Source organism: Tenebrionibacter intestinalis (genome assembly GCF_016632365.1).
Taxonomy (GTDB): Bacteria; Pseudomonadota; Gammaproteobacteria; order Enterobacterales; family Enterobacteriaceae; genus Tenebrionibacter; species Tenebrionibacter intestinalis.
Map to the genome: position 1 here is coordinate 1 of NZ_JAEPBH010000033.1, position 13,339 is coordinate 13,339.

16 protein-coding genes are annotated in these 13,339 nt (G+C 51.6%); 3 read left to right on the forward strand and 13 right to left on the reverse strand.

Features of this window, described 5'->3' with window-relative positions; genetic code table 11:
- Positions 1–122: 122 nt before the first annotated feature.
- Positions 123–1,310 (reverse strand): NupC/NupG family nucleoside CNT transporter, encoded by a 1,188-nt coding sequence (locus JJB97_RS12760; protein WP_238714382.1) that lies wholly within the window; start codon positions 1,308–1,310, stop codon positions 123–125.
- 355 nt (positions 1,311–1,665) lie between these two features.
- On the opposite strand from JJB97_RS12760, the gene JJB97_RS12765 reads away from it, so the two are divergent.
- Entirely contained in the window at positions 1,666–2,895 is a 1,230-nt protein-coding gene (locus JJB97_RS12765; protein ID WP_238714383.1) for an Nramp family divalent metal transporter, read from the forward strand.
- Between the two features lie 27 nt (positions 2,896–2,922).
- Here the strand turns inward: JJB97_RS12765 and JJB97_RS12770 are convergent, their stop codons facing one another.
- A complete protein-coding gene (locus JJB97_RS12770; protein ID WP_238714426.1) occupies positions 2,923–3,237 on the reverse strand; it encodes a DUF2502 domain-containing protein in 315 nt (104 codons plus the stop codon).
- A gap of 415 nt (positions 3,238–3,652) precedes the next feature.
- Between JJB97_RS12770 and glk the strand changes: the two genes are divergently transcribed.
- Both glk and alaC read left to right on the forward strand, forming a co-directional pair.
- Positions 3,653–4,618 (forward strand): glucokinase, encoded by a 966-nt coding sequence (gene glk, locus JJB97_RS12775; protein WP_238714384.1) that lies wholly within the window; start codon positions 3,653–3,655, stop codon positions 4,616–4,618.
- A 787-nt stretch (positions 4,619–5,405) separates the two neighbouring features.
- Entirely contained in the window at positions 5,406–6,641 is a 1,236-nt protein-coding gene (gene alaC / locus JJB97_RS12780; protein WP_238714385.1) for an alanine transaminase, read from the forward strand.
- 192 nt (positions 6,642–6,833) lie between these two features.
- On the opposite strand, the gene ypdK is transcribed toward alaC, so the two are convergent.
- From ypdK to JJB97_RS12830, 11 genes are all read right to left on the reverse strand, one after another.
- Entirely contained in the window at positions 6,834–6,935 is a 102-nt protein-coding gene (ypdK, locus tag JJB97_RS18770; protein WP_399198516.1) for a membrane protein YpdK, read from the reverse strand.
- A 943-nt stretch (positions 6,936–7,878) separates the two neighbouring features.
- Positions 7,879–8,727 (reverse strand): DUF4942 domain-containing protein, encoded by an 849-nt coding sequence (locus JJB97_RS12785; RefSeq protein WP_238714427.1) that lies wholly within the window; start codon positions 8,725–8,727, stop codon positions 7,879–7,881.
- Between the two features lie 81 nt (positions 8,728–8,808).
- A complete protein-coding gene (locus JJB97_RS12790; protein ID WP_238714386.1) occupies positions 8,809–9,012 on the reverse strand; it encodes a hypothetical protein in 204 nt (67 codons plus the stop codon).
- A 29-nt stretch (positions 9,013–9,041) separates the two neighbouring features.
- On the reverse strand, positions 9,042–9,536 hold the full coding sequence (locus JJB97_RS12795; RefSeq protein ID WP_238714387.1) for a DUF5983 family protein: 495 nt from the start codon (positions 9,534–9,536) through the stop codon (positions 9,042–9,044).
- Positions 9,533–9,910, reverse strand: coding sequence for a TA system toxin CbtA family protein (locus JJB97_RS12800; protein WP_238714388.1), 378 nt, complete (start codon positions 9,908–9,910; stop codon positions 9,533–9,535). The genes JJB97_RS12795 and JJB97_RS12800 overlap by 4 nt, the downstream gene beginning before the upstream one ends.
- 50 nt (positions 9,911–9,960) lie before the next feature.
- A complete protein-coding gene (locus tag JJB97_RS12805; RefSeq protein WP_238714389.1) occupies positions 9,961–10,320 on the reverse strand; it encodes a type IV toxin-antitoxin system YeeU family antitoxin in 360 nt (119 codons plus the stop codon).
- 23 nt (positions 10,321–10,343) lie between these two features.
- Positions 10,344–10,565: a DUF987 domain-containing protein gene (locus tag JJB97_RS12810; RefSeq protein ID WP_137229970.1), complete on the reverse strand. Its 222-nt coding sequence runs from the start codon at positions 10,563–10,565 to the stop codon at positions 10,344–10,346.
- 14 nt (positions 10,566–10,579) lie between these two features.
- Positions 10,580–11,059, reverse strand: a complete 480-nt coding sequence (radC, locus tag JJB97_RS12815) for a RadC family protein (RefSeq protein ID WP_238714390.1) — start codon at positions 11,057–11,059, stop codon at positions 10,580–10,582.
- A gap of 10 nt (positions 11,060–11,069) precedes the next feature.
- On the reverse strand, positions 11,070–11,528 hold the full coding sequence (locus tag JJB97_RS12820) for an antirestriction protein (protein WP_399198526.1): 459 nt from the start codon (positions 11,526–11,528) through the stop codon (positions 11,070–11,072).
- A 348-nt stretch (positions 11,529–11,876) separates the two neighbouring features.
- Complete coding sequence (locus JJB97_RS12825) at positions 11,877–12,695, reverse strand: DUF932 domain-containing protein (RefSeq protein ID WP_134933850.1); 819 nt, start codon at positions 12,693–12,695, stop codon at positions 11,877–11,879.
- An 89-nt stretch (positions 12,696–12,784) separates the two neighbouring features.
- On the reverse strand, positions 12,785–13,324 hold the full coding sequence (locus JJB97_RS12830) for a DUF4234 domain-containing protein (protein ID WP_134933851.1): 540 nt from the start codon (positions 13,322–13,324) through the stop codon (positions 12,785–12,787).
- Between the last annotated feature and the right edge of the window lie 15 nt (positions 13,325–13,339).

Consider the following 13,339-nt stretch of genomic DNA (forward strand, 5'->3'; position numbering starts at 1 on the left):
AAAAAATAAGGAAAATCAACGCATTGATTTTCGCCTGCTCACGACAAAGAAGGAAAAATCCCGTTTTTCCTTCTTTGTCAACAAACTGAATCGGCTCCCTGGTTTTTTATTTACTGCGACGTTTACAGCACCAGCGCGGCAACTGCGGCCGACAGCACGCTAACCAGCGTTGAGCCGTAAACCAGTTTCAGGCCGAAGCGAGAAACCACGTTGCCCTGTTCTTCATTCAGGCCTTTGATGGCGCCAGCGATAATTCCGATGGAGGAAAAGTTGGCGAACGATACCAGGAATACGGATAGAATACCTTCGGCGCGTACAGAGAGCGTACCGGACAGTTTCTGCAGATCCATCATCGCTACAAACTCATTCGCCACCAGCTTGGTCGCCATAATACTGCCCGCCTGTAATGCTTCTGACGCTGGTATGCCCATTACCCAGGCGACAGGCCAGAAGATATGTCCGAGAATGCTCTGAAATGAAATCCCCAGCACGGCGGCAAACAGCGCGTTCAAACCGGCAATTAACGCGATAAAACCAATCAGCATTGCTGCGACGATGATGGCCACCTTAAAGCCCGCCAGAATATATTCACCCAGCATTTCAAAGAAGCTTTGCCCTTCATGCAGGTTAGCCATCTGCAAATTCTCTTCGCTGGCGTTTACCTTATAAGGGTTAATGATAGACAGGACGATAAAGGTGCTGAACATATTGAGTACCAGCGCCGCGACCACGTATTTGGGATCCAGCATTGTCATATAAGCGCCCACAATAGACATGGAAACCGTTGACATTGCGGTAGCCGACATCGTGTACATGCGGTTGCGGGACATCTTGCCCAGGATATCCTTATAGGCGATGAAGTTTTCGGACTGCCCCAGTATCAGTGAACTGACGGCGTTAAAAGACTCCAGTTTCCCCATTCCGTTAACTTTAGACAGCGCCGTGCCGATAAAACGGATGACAACAGGCAATATGCGAATATGTTGAAGAATACCGATTAACGCCGAAATAAAGATAATAGGGCACAGTACCTTCAGGAAGAAAAACGCCAGTCCCTCGTCGTTCATTTTCCCAAACACAAAGTTTGTTCCTTCGTTCGCAAAGCCAAGCAGCTTGTCGAACATAGCGGAGAACCCTTTAACAAAGCCCAGGCCCACTTCCGAATGCAGGAAAAACCAGGCCAGCAGGATTTCTATAACAAGTAGCTGTATCACGTAACGAAGGCGAATACTTTTACGATCGTGGCTGACCAGCAGCGCCAGTAGCGCAACAACGATAAGCGCCAGAACGAAGTGTAAAATGCGGGACATGGTGGCTCCAGATGTAGAGTCAGGTTTACTTTCGTCGCACATTCTATGTAACAACCAGCAAGAAAACGAGAGGAAATGCATACTATAATGAGGATCTGCGGATAAACATCAAAATAGTGAACAATCCTGCTGTTAATATTTTTACGTAAAGAAGGGAAAATTTCATAAAGAATGATAAAATTTTAAAATGCATAACGATTTTTAAAATTACGCATTTTTACGAAAACATCCACTAACCACAATTTCCAGCGCTTATTTCTTTTAAAGCAATCAGGGCGTCTCCTTCAAATGAGCTTGATAATCATTCTCATTTTGTTAGGATGAAACATAGCAAAGGCTATACTTTGAGGCAGAGATGACAAACAGTCGCGTTGAGAACACTACCGGGCGTACCGCGCGCAAACTCAGGCTGGCATTGATGGGGCCTGCGTTTATTGCAGCCATTGGCTATATCGACCCGGGCAATTTCGCCACTAATATTCAGGCGGGCGCATCGTTTGGCTATCAGTTATTGTGGGTAGTGGTATGGGCTAACCTTATGGCAATGATGATCCAGACGCTCTCTGCCAAACTGGGTATCGCCACAGGCAGGAATCTCGCTGAGCATATTCGTGACCGTTTTGCGCGTCCGCTGGTGTGGGTATGGTGGATACAGGCGGAAATTATTGCTATGGCGACCGATCTTGCTGAATTTATCGGCGCGGCCATTGGCTTTAAGCTGATTCTTGGCGTTTCATTGTTGCAGGGCGCCGTGCTGACCGGCATCGCCACTTTCCTGATTCTGATGCTACAGCGCCGTGGGCAAAAGCCGCTGGAAAAAGTCATTGGCGGCCTGCTGCTGTTTGTTGCGGCGGCGTACATTGTTGAGCTGGTTTTTTCACAGCCCCAGATTGCGGCGCTGTCAGTTGGGATGATAGTGCCTTCGTTGCCAAACCGGGAGGCGGTGTTTCTCGCCGCCGGCGTATTAGGGGCGACGATTATGCCGCACGTCATTTATCTGCACTCTTCGTTAACGCAAAATCTGCATGATGGCAACGCAAAAGAACGTTTTTGCGCCACAAAATGGGATGTTTCGATCGCTATGGCCATTGCAGGGTTCGTTAACCTGGCGATGATGGCTACGGCGGCGGCGTTTCACTTTAGCGGCCATACCGGCGTTGCGGATCTGGATGAGGCCTATGTAACGCTTAAACCGTTGCTGGGTGACGCGGCTGCCGTGATTTTTGGCCTGAGTCTCGTGGCCGCAGGGCTCTCTTCCACCGTCGTCGGCACGCTTGCCGGCCAGGTTGTGATGCAGGGGTTTGTGCGCTTTCATATTCCATTGTGGGTTCGCCGCACGGTGACTATGCTACCCTCGTTTGTCGTTATTCTTATGGGGCTTGACCCTACGCGCATTCTGGTATTGAGCCAGGTACTGCTAAGCTTCGGTATTGCATTAGCGCTGGTGCCGCTTCTGTGCTTTACCGGCAACCGCGCGCTAATGGGGGAACTGGTCAACGGAAAGTGGGTAAGTACGCTGGGCTGGATTATTGCGGCACTGGTCGTGGCGCTCAACGCCTGGCTGATAACAGACGTGCTGTTGTGATACAGCACCCTATTGCGGGGCGGCTTATTAATGATGTCGTTTGCGCCAACTGCCGTGCGGCCCCCTGTCGCGCCGCCCGTCATAATAGCCGCGTTCATAGGCGCGGCGTTTATCCCAGCCATGATGTCGGCCGTGGTCATGATGCCAGCGTCCCTTGCGCCAGTGCCAGTTATTGTACCAGTCGTTGCGATCGCGCCAGCGTCCGCCGTCCCAGTAGTGCCCGTAACGATCGCGATCGCCTATTTGCAGTTTAACGGATGGCAGCAGAGTAATTTCAGCCGCGCCTGCGCCAAACGGGAGTAGCGCCAGCAAAGTGGCCCCGATAAACAGTGACCTGAACAACATATTTTTCTCCTCAGGATATCTCTGGTCGTTAAAAACCAGTGAATTTCAAGTTTATCGGGAGGTAACGTAATATATCTTCATCGCCGCTCTGAAAGATGGCGACAATATTTGTTTTGAGAAAATTCTCAAATACCGTTTCAGCGTTATACCTGCGTACTGCCCTAAATCGGACAGTGCTTTCTTTATTAAGATGAATACCGTAACGGGATGTATTACCTTTAATTACTGATACCCGCTTTGGCTATTTAGCTCAGGACACAATGGGATGAGCGACCGCCGCAGGGTGAGAAGGATTGCTGAAATTCTGCGACAGGGGTCGATTTTCACAGGATGCCTGAGTTATGTTCATCGTTGTTGTAGCACCATAATTTTAGCGTGTTAGCCACTTAAGCCTGTGTGGAGGCTGGAAATAATGACCCAATACGCCCTGGTAGGGGATGTCGGCGGTACTAATGCCCGTCTGGCGCTGTGTAACCTTAAAAATGGAGAGATAGACTGTGTTAAAACGTATTCCGGCCTGGACTATCCGTCGCTGGAGGCGGTAGTACAGGATTATCTGAAAGAGCGCAATATGAATATTAGCGCAGGCTGTGTGGCCATTGCCTGCCCGATTACCGGCGACTGGGTCGCGATGACCAATCACACCTGGGCATTTTCTATCGCTGAAATGAAGCGGAATTTAGGTTTTACGCATCTGGAAATTATTAATGATTTTACCGCCGCCTCTATGGCGATTCCGATGCTTAAGCCGGAGCACTTGATTCAGTTTGGCGGCGATAAGCCGCTGGAAGGGAAGCCTGTGGCGGTGTATGGCGCAGGTACCGGACTGGGCGTTGCGCATCTGGTTCACGTTGACAGACGTTGGATTAGTCTGCCGGGTGAAGGAGGGCATGCGGACTTTGCGCCAAACAGCGAAGAAGAAGATATTATTCTTGAGCAGTTGCGCAGCGAGTTTGGGCATGTGTCTGCTGAAAGGGTGCTCTCAGGCCCCGGCCTTGTTAACCTCTACCGCGCAATTGTGAAATCAGACAACCGCCAGCCGGAAGATTTACAGCCGAAAGAAATTACCGAACGCGCGCTGGATGGCAGCAGCACGGATTGCCGGCGCGCGCTGTCGCTGTTCTGCGTCATTATGGGGCGCTTTGGCGGTAACCTGGCGTTAACGCTGGGTACGGCGGGCGGCGTTTATATCGCTGGCGGCATTGTGCCGCGCTTCCTTGAGTTTTTTAAAGCCTCTGGTTTTCGCGGTGGTTTTGAAGATAAAGGGCGGCTCAGACGTTTTGTAGAGGATATCCCCGTGTATCTTATTACCCATGAACAGCCAGGGTTGCTCGGGGCAGGCGCGCATTTACGCCAGGCAATGGGCCAGATCCTCTGATATTTTGGGGCTGTTTTACGTGTGCCGCTGCCTGCGGCGCGCGTTTTTGTTTATGCCCGTCATATTACCTGCCAGCGCCTGACAAAAGGCCGTGGCGGTGTGTTTCGAACCCAGGCCTTAAGTGAACGGAACATCCGCTTAACCTTAAAAGACCCGTATCAGGCTGTGTCCCTTAATCCAGCATCATGAGGATTAAGGAACACAGCCTGGAATCGCGGCGCTTTGTTTTTTCTGTGCCAGCGCACCGTTGTGTTACCCATCAGCTTGCCGCCCGAATCCGTCATTGCAAATGCTTTTCGCCGCATTAGCGAGATTACAGGGCTGGAACAGGGCCGCTTGCGGCCTTATGGTTGGAAATGATGATATCCCAGGCAGCAAAAGGGGATATTGCTAATTGTTAACAGGCGGCGTGCGGGTTGGACACGCGCTGCGCTGTAGCCCCTGCGGCACATTAATCTGCAATGCATGCAGCAGAATCCCTGCCTTTTTAGCGCTACCGGGCTGCGCCTGGCGGAACGGCTGCTTAATGTTGTGTATAAATTTTGGGGCTTAACGCCGTCACCACGTTTTAATTTTCATGTTGCTTAATTGATGCTAAAACAGGCGCATATAAGTTACGTTAGGGATAAAAACCAGAAGGCTTTTTTGTGAATAGCCTCTTTTCCGGCTGAAAAATATGCTTCATTCCTCTCGACAACAGAAATTTTTATAGGTTATGTTCTGTACTGGCCGCCGGTGCGGCTACGTCGCTCGGACGGTCCGGGCGCTTACGTAATTTGAGGAACTTATGGATAATTCAGGCTCTCCACGTCGTTTTACGCGTATCGATCGCCTTCCCCCTTATGTTTTTAACATTACCGCTGAGTTAAAAATGGCTGCGCGCAGGCGCGGCGAAGATATTATTGACCTCAGTATGGGGAACCCCGATGGCGCGACGCCGCCGCATATCGTTGAAAAACTTTGTACCGTTGCTCAGCGTCCCGATACCCACGGTTATTCCACCTCGCGAGGTATTCCGCGCTTGCGTCGCGCTATTTCGCGCTGGTATCAGATGCGCTATCAGGTGGATATCGATCCTGAAACCGAAGCGATTGTGACTATCGGTTCAAAAGAGGGGCTTGCACACCTGATGCTGGCAACGCTGGATCACGGTGATACGGTGCTTGTGCCAAATCCCAGCTATCCCATTCATATTTACGGTGCGGTCATCGCCGGCGCACAGGTGCGTTCGGTACCGCTGGTGGAAGGCGTGGACTTTTTTACGGAACTGGAGCGCGCTATTCGTGAAAGTTATCCCAGGCCGAAAATGATGATCCTTGGTTTTCCGTCAAATCCCACAGCCCAATGCGTAGAGCTGCCGTTTTTCGAAAAAGTTGTGGCGCTGGCAAAGCGTTACGATGTGCTGGTAGTGCATGACCTGGCCTATGCCGATATCGTCTACGATGGTTGGGAAGCGCCGTCCATTATGCAGGTGCCGGGCGCGCGCGATGTGGCCGTGGAATTTTTTACGCTGTCAAAAAGCTACAACATGGCGGGCTGGCGTATTGGCTTTATGGTAGGAAACCGTGAGCTGGTAGCCGCGCTTGCGCGTATAAAAAGTTATCACGACTATGGAACCTTTACGCCGTTACAGGTAGCGGCCATTGCTGCGCTGGAGGGCGATCGGCAGTGCGTGCGCGACATCGCTGAACAGTACAAACGCCGGCGTGATGTTCTGGTGAAAGGTCTGCATGAAGCAGGGTGGAAGGTAGCGTGTCCAAAAGCCTCAATGTACGTCTGGGCCAAAATCCCGGCGCCGTATGCCCAAATGGGGTCGCTGGAATTTGCCAGGAAACTGCTGGCGGAGGCAAAAGTTTGTGTCTCGCCAGGTATCGGTTTTGGGGACTATGGCGATACGCACGTGCGGTTTGCGTTGATTGAAAATAGCGATCGTATCCGCCAGGCCGTGCGCGGTATAAAAGCAATGTTTCGTGCCGAAGGGCTGCTGCACGCAGAAGAAAAAACAGAGGCGAACGGGCAATAAAACGTAAACAGGAGCCTGCTGACAAACCCCATCCTGTCGCAGACAGGATGGATGAAAAACAATGAAAAACAAAGCGTTGCTTTTTGTCTGCTTACTTCAAAGAAGGAAAAAAACCGTTTTTTCCTTTTTTTGTCAACTAACTGACAGGAGTCTGCCGGCTCCTGTCATCGTTTCGTTTTCCGTGAAGCAAGGTTAATCAAGCATCAAAAAGAAGGTGCCGACCCACAAAATCAGAATTACAGAAACGCCCATCAAAAAGTATTTCACGTCTTTTGCTCCACGCACCTGCTGCACGCTTATATCGAAACGGGTAATGCCGGTGCCGCACTATGAAAAACAATAGACCGTTACGCTTACAAAGACGCTTGCGGGATGCCTTGCGTCTTTTTCCGGGCCAGGCGGCATGGGCGCCGTTAATTTACCCCTAATTGATAAGGGTTACAAGCGCCTCCGCAAACTGAAAAGCATGTTTCATGTCTTTAGTAACTTATTGATTCATATGTTTTTATTCTGGCAGGTTTGTGTGCCGAATGTATTTGTGGGTAAAAGGTATGTATTGCGTCGTTGCCGACGGGTTATAAATGAAACAGAAAGTGTCTATAAGGAACTGTGAAAGTAAATGGGTAGCATCCCTTCTGGGATTTGCTCTATATATCCAGACTGCTTTGCCCTTGCTTGCGTGAGCGAGACAGCCGGCCAGGGGGCCAATTAGCAGTGTTTTCCCCCTTTTCTTCACTACCGATAGCGCATCCGCCCCTGACAACGGAACATAAAGGAATATCTGCTGGTATACGGAATGCCTTAACTGATGGCTTTGCGGCTTCTATCCGTTTGACTGTCAGCATGTGGGCATAATTCCGTGGGCATTTATATTATGCCCGCAATATGTGCCCGCAAAAACCTGGTGTAGACAATATATGATGGGTAACGACGGGTACAATGAAATTACAGGATGCCAGTCTTTGCGCGGGTTTTGGTAATGCTGGGTAATGTAAAAATGGCGTCCCCTGCAGACTTCGAATTTGCGTTTTAATTTATTGATAATAATATAATTTAGTTTGTTCGATTAATTCATGTGCCCCCAATAAGGCCCCCATCTGTAGTAAGTCAAAACTAGAAGGTTGAAGGGGAATTTTTACGTCCATCTGAAGTGTTTTGGATTGCACGGTAACCTGGCTGTTTACGGAATCGTAGTGAGCACCATCAGCGTTTGAAAATGATACCATAACCTGGCTCCTTAGAGTTTATTGGGCAAAGCCCCTAGATAGTGTCGGGCGATGATATCGTTCAGTTTATCGACTAGTTCAGGTCTCTTGAATACGATGTGCGCTGTTCCCTTCTGAAAATATTTGATTGCAAACATCTCATCCTCATAGTGATTACTGTGCCTGTTTTCATGGATATGATCGCCGAGACGACGGGTAACATCAGCTCGATTGTCAGGAACAGGCTTTCCGTCTAGGATCATCAGCATGCGTTCAAGATCCGCCAGACGATCACGTTGCCATCCCCAGCTAAGCCTAAATCCCCAAAGATCATATTTCACCAGCCCTGTAACGATGATCTTTTTCCCAAACTTACACGGGCTGTTACTCTTGTAGTCCCAGCTCAGACCTTTAAACACATTTATCGCCCCACGTTCAAATACGTCACCTTTACTAAGATGCAGCTGCTCGAATGTGTTGAGAATATTCTCTTCGCTGATAGCCGGAATATCATCCTTTTCCAAGCTGTTGTACCACTGGTTACGGGCCTCGGCATCCATTAGTGAGAGCATCCCGGACTTCTTCATCAGCTCTCGCCATATGCTGCGATCTAGATTGCGGGTAATGGCCTTCATTGCTGTTTCTCTTTTTTCCATCAACCAGCCGCCGCAGCGGAAGTCCTGCTTCATGGCCCAGTCCAGAGCGGTTTTCCCCCCGATACTGCGGGTCAGCATTGAAATATCGTCAAGCTGCTGTATCAACATTTCAATCTCCGCCAGTGCGGCATTACGTCCGGTAACAATGCGCTCAATACTGGTGGAGCAAATCACGTCGGTATGGTCGGTTAGTACTTCGGGGTCGGTGAGAGTCAGTTGTGACATCATTTCTGTCCTCTATATAAAAGCAAAGCGCCAGTCGGTGAGGACTGGCGCTTATGTGCGTGTGATAAGTCTGGCTCGGGGCTAATCTGTTCTGGCCTGTTGCAGAAGCTGCAGATGGCGGAGATCGCGAACGTCCTGTAATGCCTGTTCAATCCAGGGCAGCAGGGCTACTGAGTCAGTGTTGTCTTCGTCGTTATCGAAGATAATCTCGCTGCCACAATCAATATTGTCCTGCAGCCAGCCAGTCAGAATGTTGAGAGCGACCTCAGTGGTTAATTCTGGCATTAGAACTCCTTGTTGTGATTGATGTTGAGTTACCAGTCAAAGGTGGCAAAGCCTGGTAGCACTTCGCCACAGGCATCAAGATGAACAATGCTGACGGAGTAACGACGCATAAGCGCCACCACCAGGCGGCGACAGGCTTTCGACAGACCGAGACGTTTGAGGCGTAATACCGGAAACGACCACGCCCCCAGGTGAAGCAGATAGCCCGACCCGGTGTACAGAATCCATTCACTGTCACCAAAGTCTTCATGCTGATGTGAAAGGGCAAACAGCAGGGTGTTGTCGGCTTCGGTGATGTGAGAAGTACTGCACTGGATGCCGCTGAGACGTGCGACAGGCGGGAGTGGATCTTCATCAACAATCACCTTTCCGGGGACATCAGCAACACGAAGCGAATAACCGTTATCGCAGACCACATTGATCAGGTCAGCCAGTTCAATCCCGTCGATATCAACAGCGATTCGGCCCATGTTGAGGGCCAGTATATTGACGGCATCAGCTTCCACGGTCAGAGACAGCTTCATTGCTGCACCTCTTTGTATTTACCGGTGGTGATATCGGTCACCACTTTGTAATCGTTGCGGGTCATCAGCCCGATGGCTTTGCGGGCGCGAAGAATATCGATACTGGTGAGAAGCGGCGACTGTGTTTCTGCGTTAAAACCGCGACGGTCTGTACGTACCAGATCGTACTTTTCCACGATAAAATTGATGGCGTTGCATAGCGAGATACCCGCGTCGATATGTTCCTGGATGACGCTGTCGTTGCCAAACGGGGTGTCGTTTAGTGCCAGACCATAGTGACGGTCCAGCAGGTGACTCAGAAGCCGGTGCCAGATCTCCACCGGCGACTGGCGTGGCGTAACCTCCTGCGTGGAGGATAGTGGCTGGGTTTGCATAGTTGATCTCTTTGTTGATGGGTTAAAACGAGGGAAAGCAGTTCGAAGGTTTACGCAGTTGCTGCAGGTGTGGGGTAAATTGCCATGTATACGTACCCATGCGAGCCGAGGCTGTCGGCCTCGCAGGTCACCCCTTTTGCGTAGAGCGTGACGCAGTGCTGATGGCGGGGATTGATTTCACCGGAAACCAGCATTAACTCGAGCTGTTTGAGCAGTACCGGAAATGCCTGGTCAAGGTGGCGTAAATCCGCGTCGCTGAATGTTCCTGCGATAGTGCTGCGGTCAGCCAGATAATGCAGGTGGTTGCCTTCCTGCACCAGCCGTGCGCCAAAGCATGGCGTGACGGTGGGTTTAAGTCCCCACCAGGGCTCAGAAATATCATGCTTTGCTGCATTCGTTGTGTTTTGCATTTTAAGTAATCCTTAATGATGCGTTAATTCAGGGTAACGCTGCGTAATACGACAAAGGGGCCGTTACGGTCCTGACGGCGTTCAGCGAAGACAGCCAGCACACCGCTGATATCCTGTACCTCCCGGCCGGCATAGTGGCAGATACTGCCGGACCACTTATATTTACCGGTACAGAAGCGAAACAGCCGGGACTGCGGATGCTGGCGGTATATCGCCATCGCCTGACGCTTGCTGATAATTTTCATCGATATTTTCCTCCTTAAAGCCAGCCTCTCTCAGAAAACGAGACTATTTCCATACCTCCCACTACCAGGTGGTCCAGCAGGCGGATATCCACCAGGTCCAGTGCCTGCCTGAGGCGTTCTGTGATTCGTCTGTCTGCATCGCTGGGTTCAGCGTGTCCTGAAGGGTGGCAGTGCGCCACGAGAATGGCAGCAGCGTTATGTTTCAGCGCAGCTTTCACCACTTCCCGTGGATGTACCTGTGTATGGTTGATGGTGCCGGTGAAGAGGGTTTCGTGCGTAATCAACCGATGCTGGTTATCGAGGAAGATCACGGTAAATTCTTCGCGCTCCTGTGTGGCAAGCTGCAGACGCAGCCAGTCACGTACTGCATGGCTGGACGTAAATGACGCCCCGGGTTCGCGTAAGTGACGCTCCAGAAGGGTTAGTGCCTTGTGGATGGTCTTTTGTGCAGAGACAGGCAGGTCTGAGGCAAATAAAGGGAGCTGTTGTTTCATGGCGTTTCCCTCAGTCGATGATGTGCATGATGGTGCTGCATTCCGCATGCCTGAGTGCGTAATCCCGCAGACGGTAATAGTGTTCCGTCATGGCATCGCATTCGGTGCGACAGGCATGGTGGCTGTAAGCAATGAGGCAGACTGCAATGCCTGCAGCTTCTGCACTCATCTCTGCGCCGTTGCCATTCATACTGTTGAACAGCGACCATTTTTCACTGGTATCCTCATTTGCTTCCGGGGCCATAAAAGCACCGCCGTTGCTCAGCATGTAAAACTGCCAGATGCCACCGTGATAATCGGCGCAGAGTCGGTCCATCCAGGCAAAGATACGTGGCTCCAGGGTTATCCACTGCGGTATGTTGCCAAAGTGTTGTGGCCAGAAGTCCACACGCAGTTCGTCCGAAACGAGCGTAGCGCTCAGTTCATCAGAGGATGGATGTAACGGGAGGGTGTTGTTAAGGTTGATCATATCAGTCATGTCAGTGGTTCCTTTTGTAAAGGTCATAAGCGCACTCCCGCTGAACAGGAGCGTGCAGGTCGTTTGAGTTTTTGGGCAACAGGCGTGCAGTGCTACCGGCTGGTGATATCTGCCGGCGGTACGTTCAGGCGTAGCTGTGGGCAGGACTGTGCATAGCCATCAGCATCGCACCGTGAGGGCCAGATGCCGTCAGCCACAGACTGCGTTCACCGGGGCGGTAGCAGAGATGTCTGCACCAGGCGCAGAGGTCATCGTCGGATATGGAGCGGCTGCCGGGCTGGTTTTGCAGGGAGACAGCCCAGACTGCTGCCTGATCAGTATTCGCCGGAACGTGCTGCATCAGCTCAGTGCCTGCTGCAGCTCTTCCGCCATCACCCACAACGCGCGGTTAAGCTTCAGGTCACCGTCGATACCTTTCACGGCGCGGGTACGGCTGCGCTTTCCCTGCGCGGTTCGCCCGGCAAGTCCGCCTTTCTGCAGATTTTCCTGAAGCCGGTTGAATACCGTCCAGAGGTCATTCTGTTCATCCTGCCAGCGGCGGGGGGAGAGCACCTGGGCTTCGGTCACCGGCTGATGCTCTTCACCAAAGCGATACGTCAGTGCTGCTCTGGCAAATGCCTGTTTTGCCGGTGGCGGCAGCATCAGCGACTGCATGGCATCGCGCTTCTCTTCCACCCGGTCAAAGATACCGAGTACTTCGTAAGCCCCTTCAATGACTTTTTCCACCACGTTCCCCCTGTGTGGAACGCGAATTTCGCCAAACGACTGTCCGCAGACGAGGCTGTTCGTGCAGACGCTGCGAAAGTAACCAGGCAACATCTGATACGAACTGCTGCCATCGTGCGAGTTAAGCAGAATGATCTCCGGTACCTGCTGACCCTTTATCTGACCGGCACGGCGCAGACGCAGCATGTGCTTCGTGTGCTCCCGGCGGCTCTGGTCGCGAACGCGTGACTGGCAGGCAAAAAACGGCTCGAAACCCTCCCGCCGGAGGTTCTCCAGCAGGGTAATGGTGGGGATGTAAGCGTATTTTTCACTTCTGGAACCGTGTCTGTCCTCACTGAACACGCTGGGGACATGCTGCATCAGTTCCTCACGGGTTAACGGGCGGTCACGGCGGATCTGGTTAATTCGGCCAAAGCGGCTGGCTAAGCGCATGGAAATTTCCTTTCTGAGAAACAAAAGAAAACGCCCCGCTCGGATGAGCAGGGCGTCGGTAGTGTGTAATACCTGTGTTATGACAGTTGTCAGGGCTGGCTCGTCGGTTCTGCCCCGGCTGGCGCGGGTTCATTCAGTGCTGCTGTCGTGCCATGAATAATCTGGTGTTTCGCCAGCGCCTGCTGCATGTCATTGATGCAGTACGTGATGTAGAAGACGTTAAACAGCACGGTATAAAAGGCGTTCATCTTCAGGTCGAAGCGAAAGGTGTTCAGCGCATAGTGACGCAGCACCGTTCTGGCCTTAAAGGCCCAGACCACATACATCACTCCGCTGGCCACTGAGAGCAGTCCGCTGAGTGCCAGCAGGATATCGCCGGTTGAGTCGTAGCCATACGGGTCAGGCGCAGCCATGACACCCAACTGACGGCTGAGCCCGAAACAGACGGTGAGCCAGATAATAAACAGATTGCCGTAAAGCGGGTAGCCCGTGGTTTCGCTGATGATATCCTGCTTTTTGTAAAGCCAGAGCAGGGGCCAGACGCCGCAGGTGGCCATGCTGAGCAGGACAAAATGCAGCGTACGGGTATTCAGCCGCTGGCTGAGGGTGTTAATCGTGATATCCATCATGAACTAAATTCCTGT

Excerpts from the sequence above, each read along its gene's own strand:
- JJB97_RS12760 (WP_238714382.1), bottom strand. The coding sequence starts at position 1,310 with ATGTCCCGCATTTTACACTTCGTTCTGGCGCTTATCGTTGTTGCGCTA.
- JJB97_RS12765 (WP_238714383.1), top strand. The coding sequence starts at position 1,666 with ATGACAAACAGTCGCGTTGAGAACACTACCGGGCGTACCGCGCGCAAA.
- glk (WP_238714384.1), top strand. The coding sequence starts at position 3,653 with ATGACCCAATACGCCCTGGTAGGGGATGTCGGCGGTACTAATGCCCGT.
- alaC (WP_238714385.1), top strand. The coding sequence starts at position 5,406 with ATGGATAATTCAGGCTCTCCACGTCGTTTTACGCGTATCGATCGCCTT.
- JJB97_RS12785 (WP_238714427.1), bottom strand. The coding sequence starts at position 8,727 with ATGTCACAACTGACTCTCACCGACCCCGAAGTACTAACCGACCATACC.
- JJB97_RS12790 (WP_238714386.1), bottom strand. The coding sequence starts at position 9,012 with ATGCCAGAATTAACCACTGAGGTCGCTCTCAACATTCTGACTGGCTGG.
- JJB97_RS12795 (WP_238714387.1), bottom strand. The coding sequence starts at position 9,536 with ATGAAGCTGTCTCTGACCGTGGAAGCTGATGCCGTCAATATACTGGCC.
- JJB97_RS12800 (WP_238714388.1), bottom strand. The coding sequence starts at position 9,910 with ATGCAAACCCAGCCACTATCCTCCACGCAGGAGGTTACGCCACGCCAG.
- JJB97_RS12805 (WP_238714389.1), bottom strand. The coding sequence starts at position 10,320 with ATGCAAAACACAACGAATGCAGCAAAGCATGATATTTCTGAGCCCTGG.
- JJB97_RS12810 (WP_137229970.1), bottom strand. The coding sequence starts at position 10,565 with ATGAAAATTATCAGCAAGCGTCAGGCGATGGCGATATACCGCCAGCAT.
- radC (WP_238714390.1), bottom strand. The coding sequence starts at position 11,059 with ATGAAACAACAGCTCCCTTTATTTGCCTCAGACCTGCCTGTCTCTGCA.
- JJB97_RS12820 (WP_399198526.1), bottom strand. The coding sequence starts at position 11,528 with ATGATCAACCTTAACAACACCCTCCCGTTACATCCATCCTCTGATGAA.
- JJB97_RS12825 (WP_134933850.1), bottom strand. The coding sequence starts at position 12,695 with ATGCGCTTAGCCAGCCGCTTTGGCCGAATTAACCAGATCCGCCGTGAC.
- JJB97_RS12830 (WP_134933851.1), bottom strand. The coding sequence starts at position 13,324 with ATGATGGATATCACGATTAACACCCTCAGCCAGCGGCTGAATACCCGT.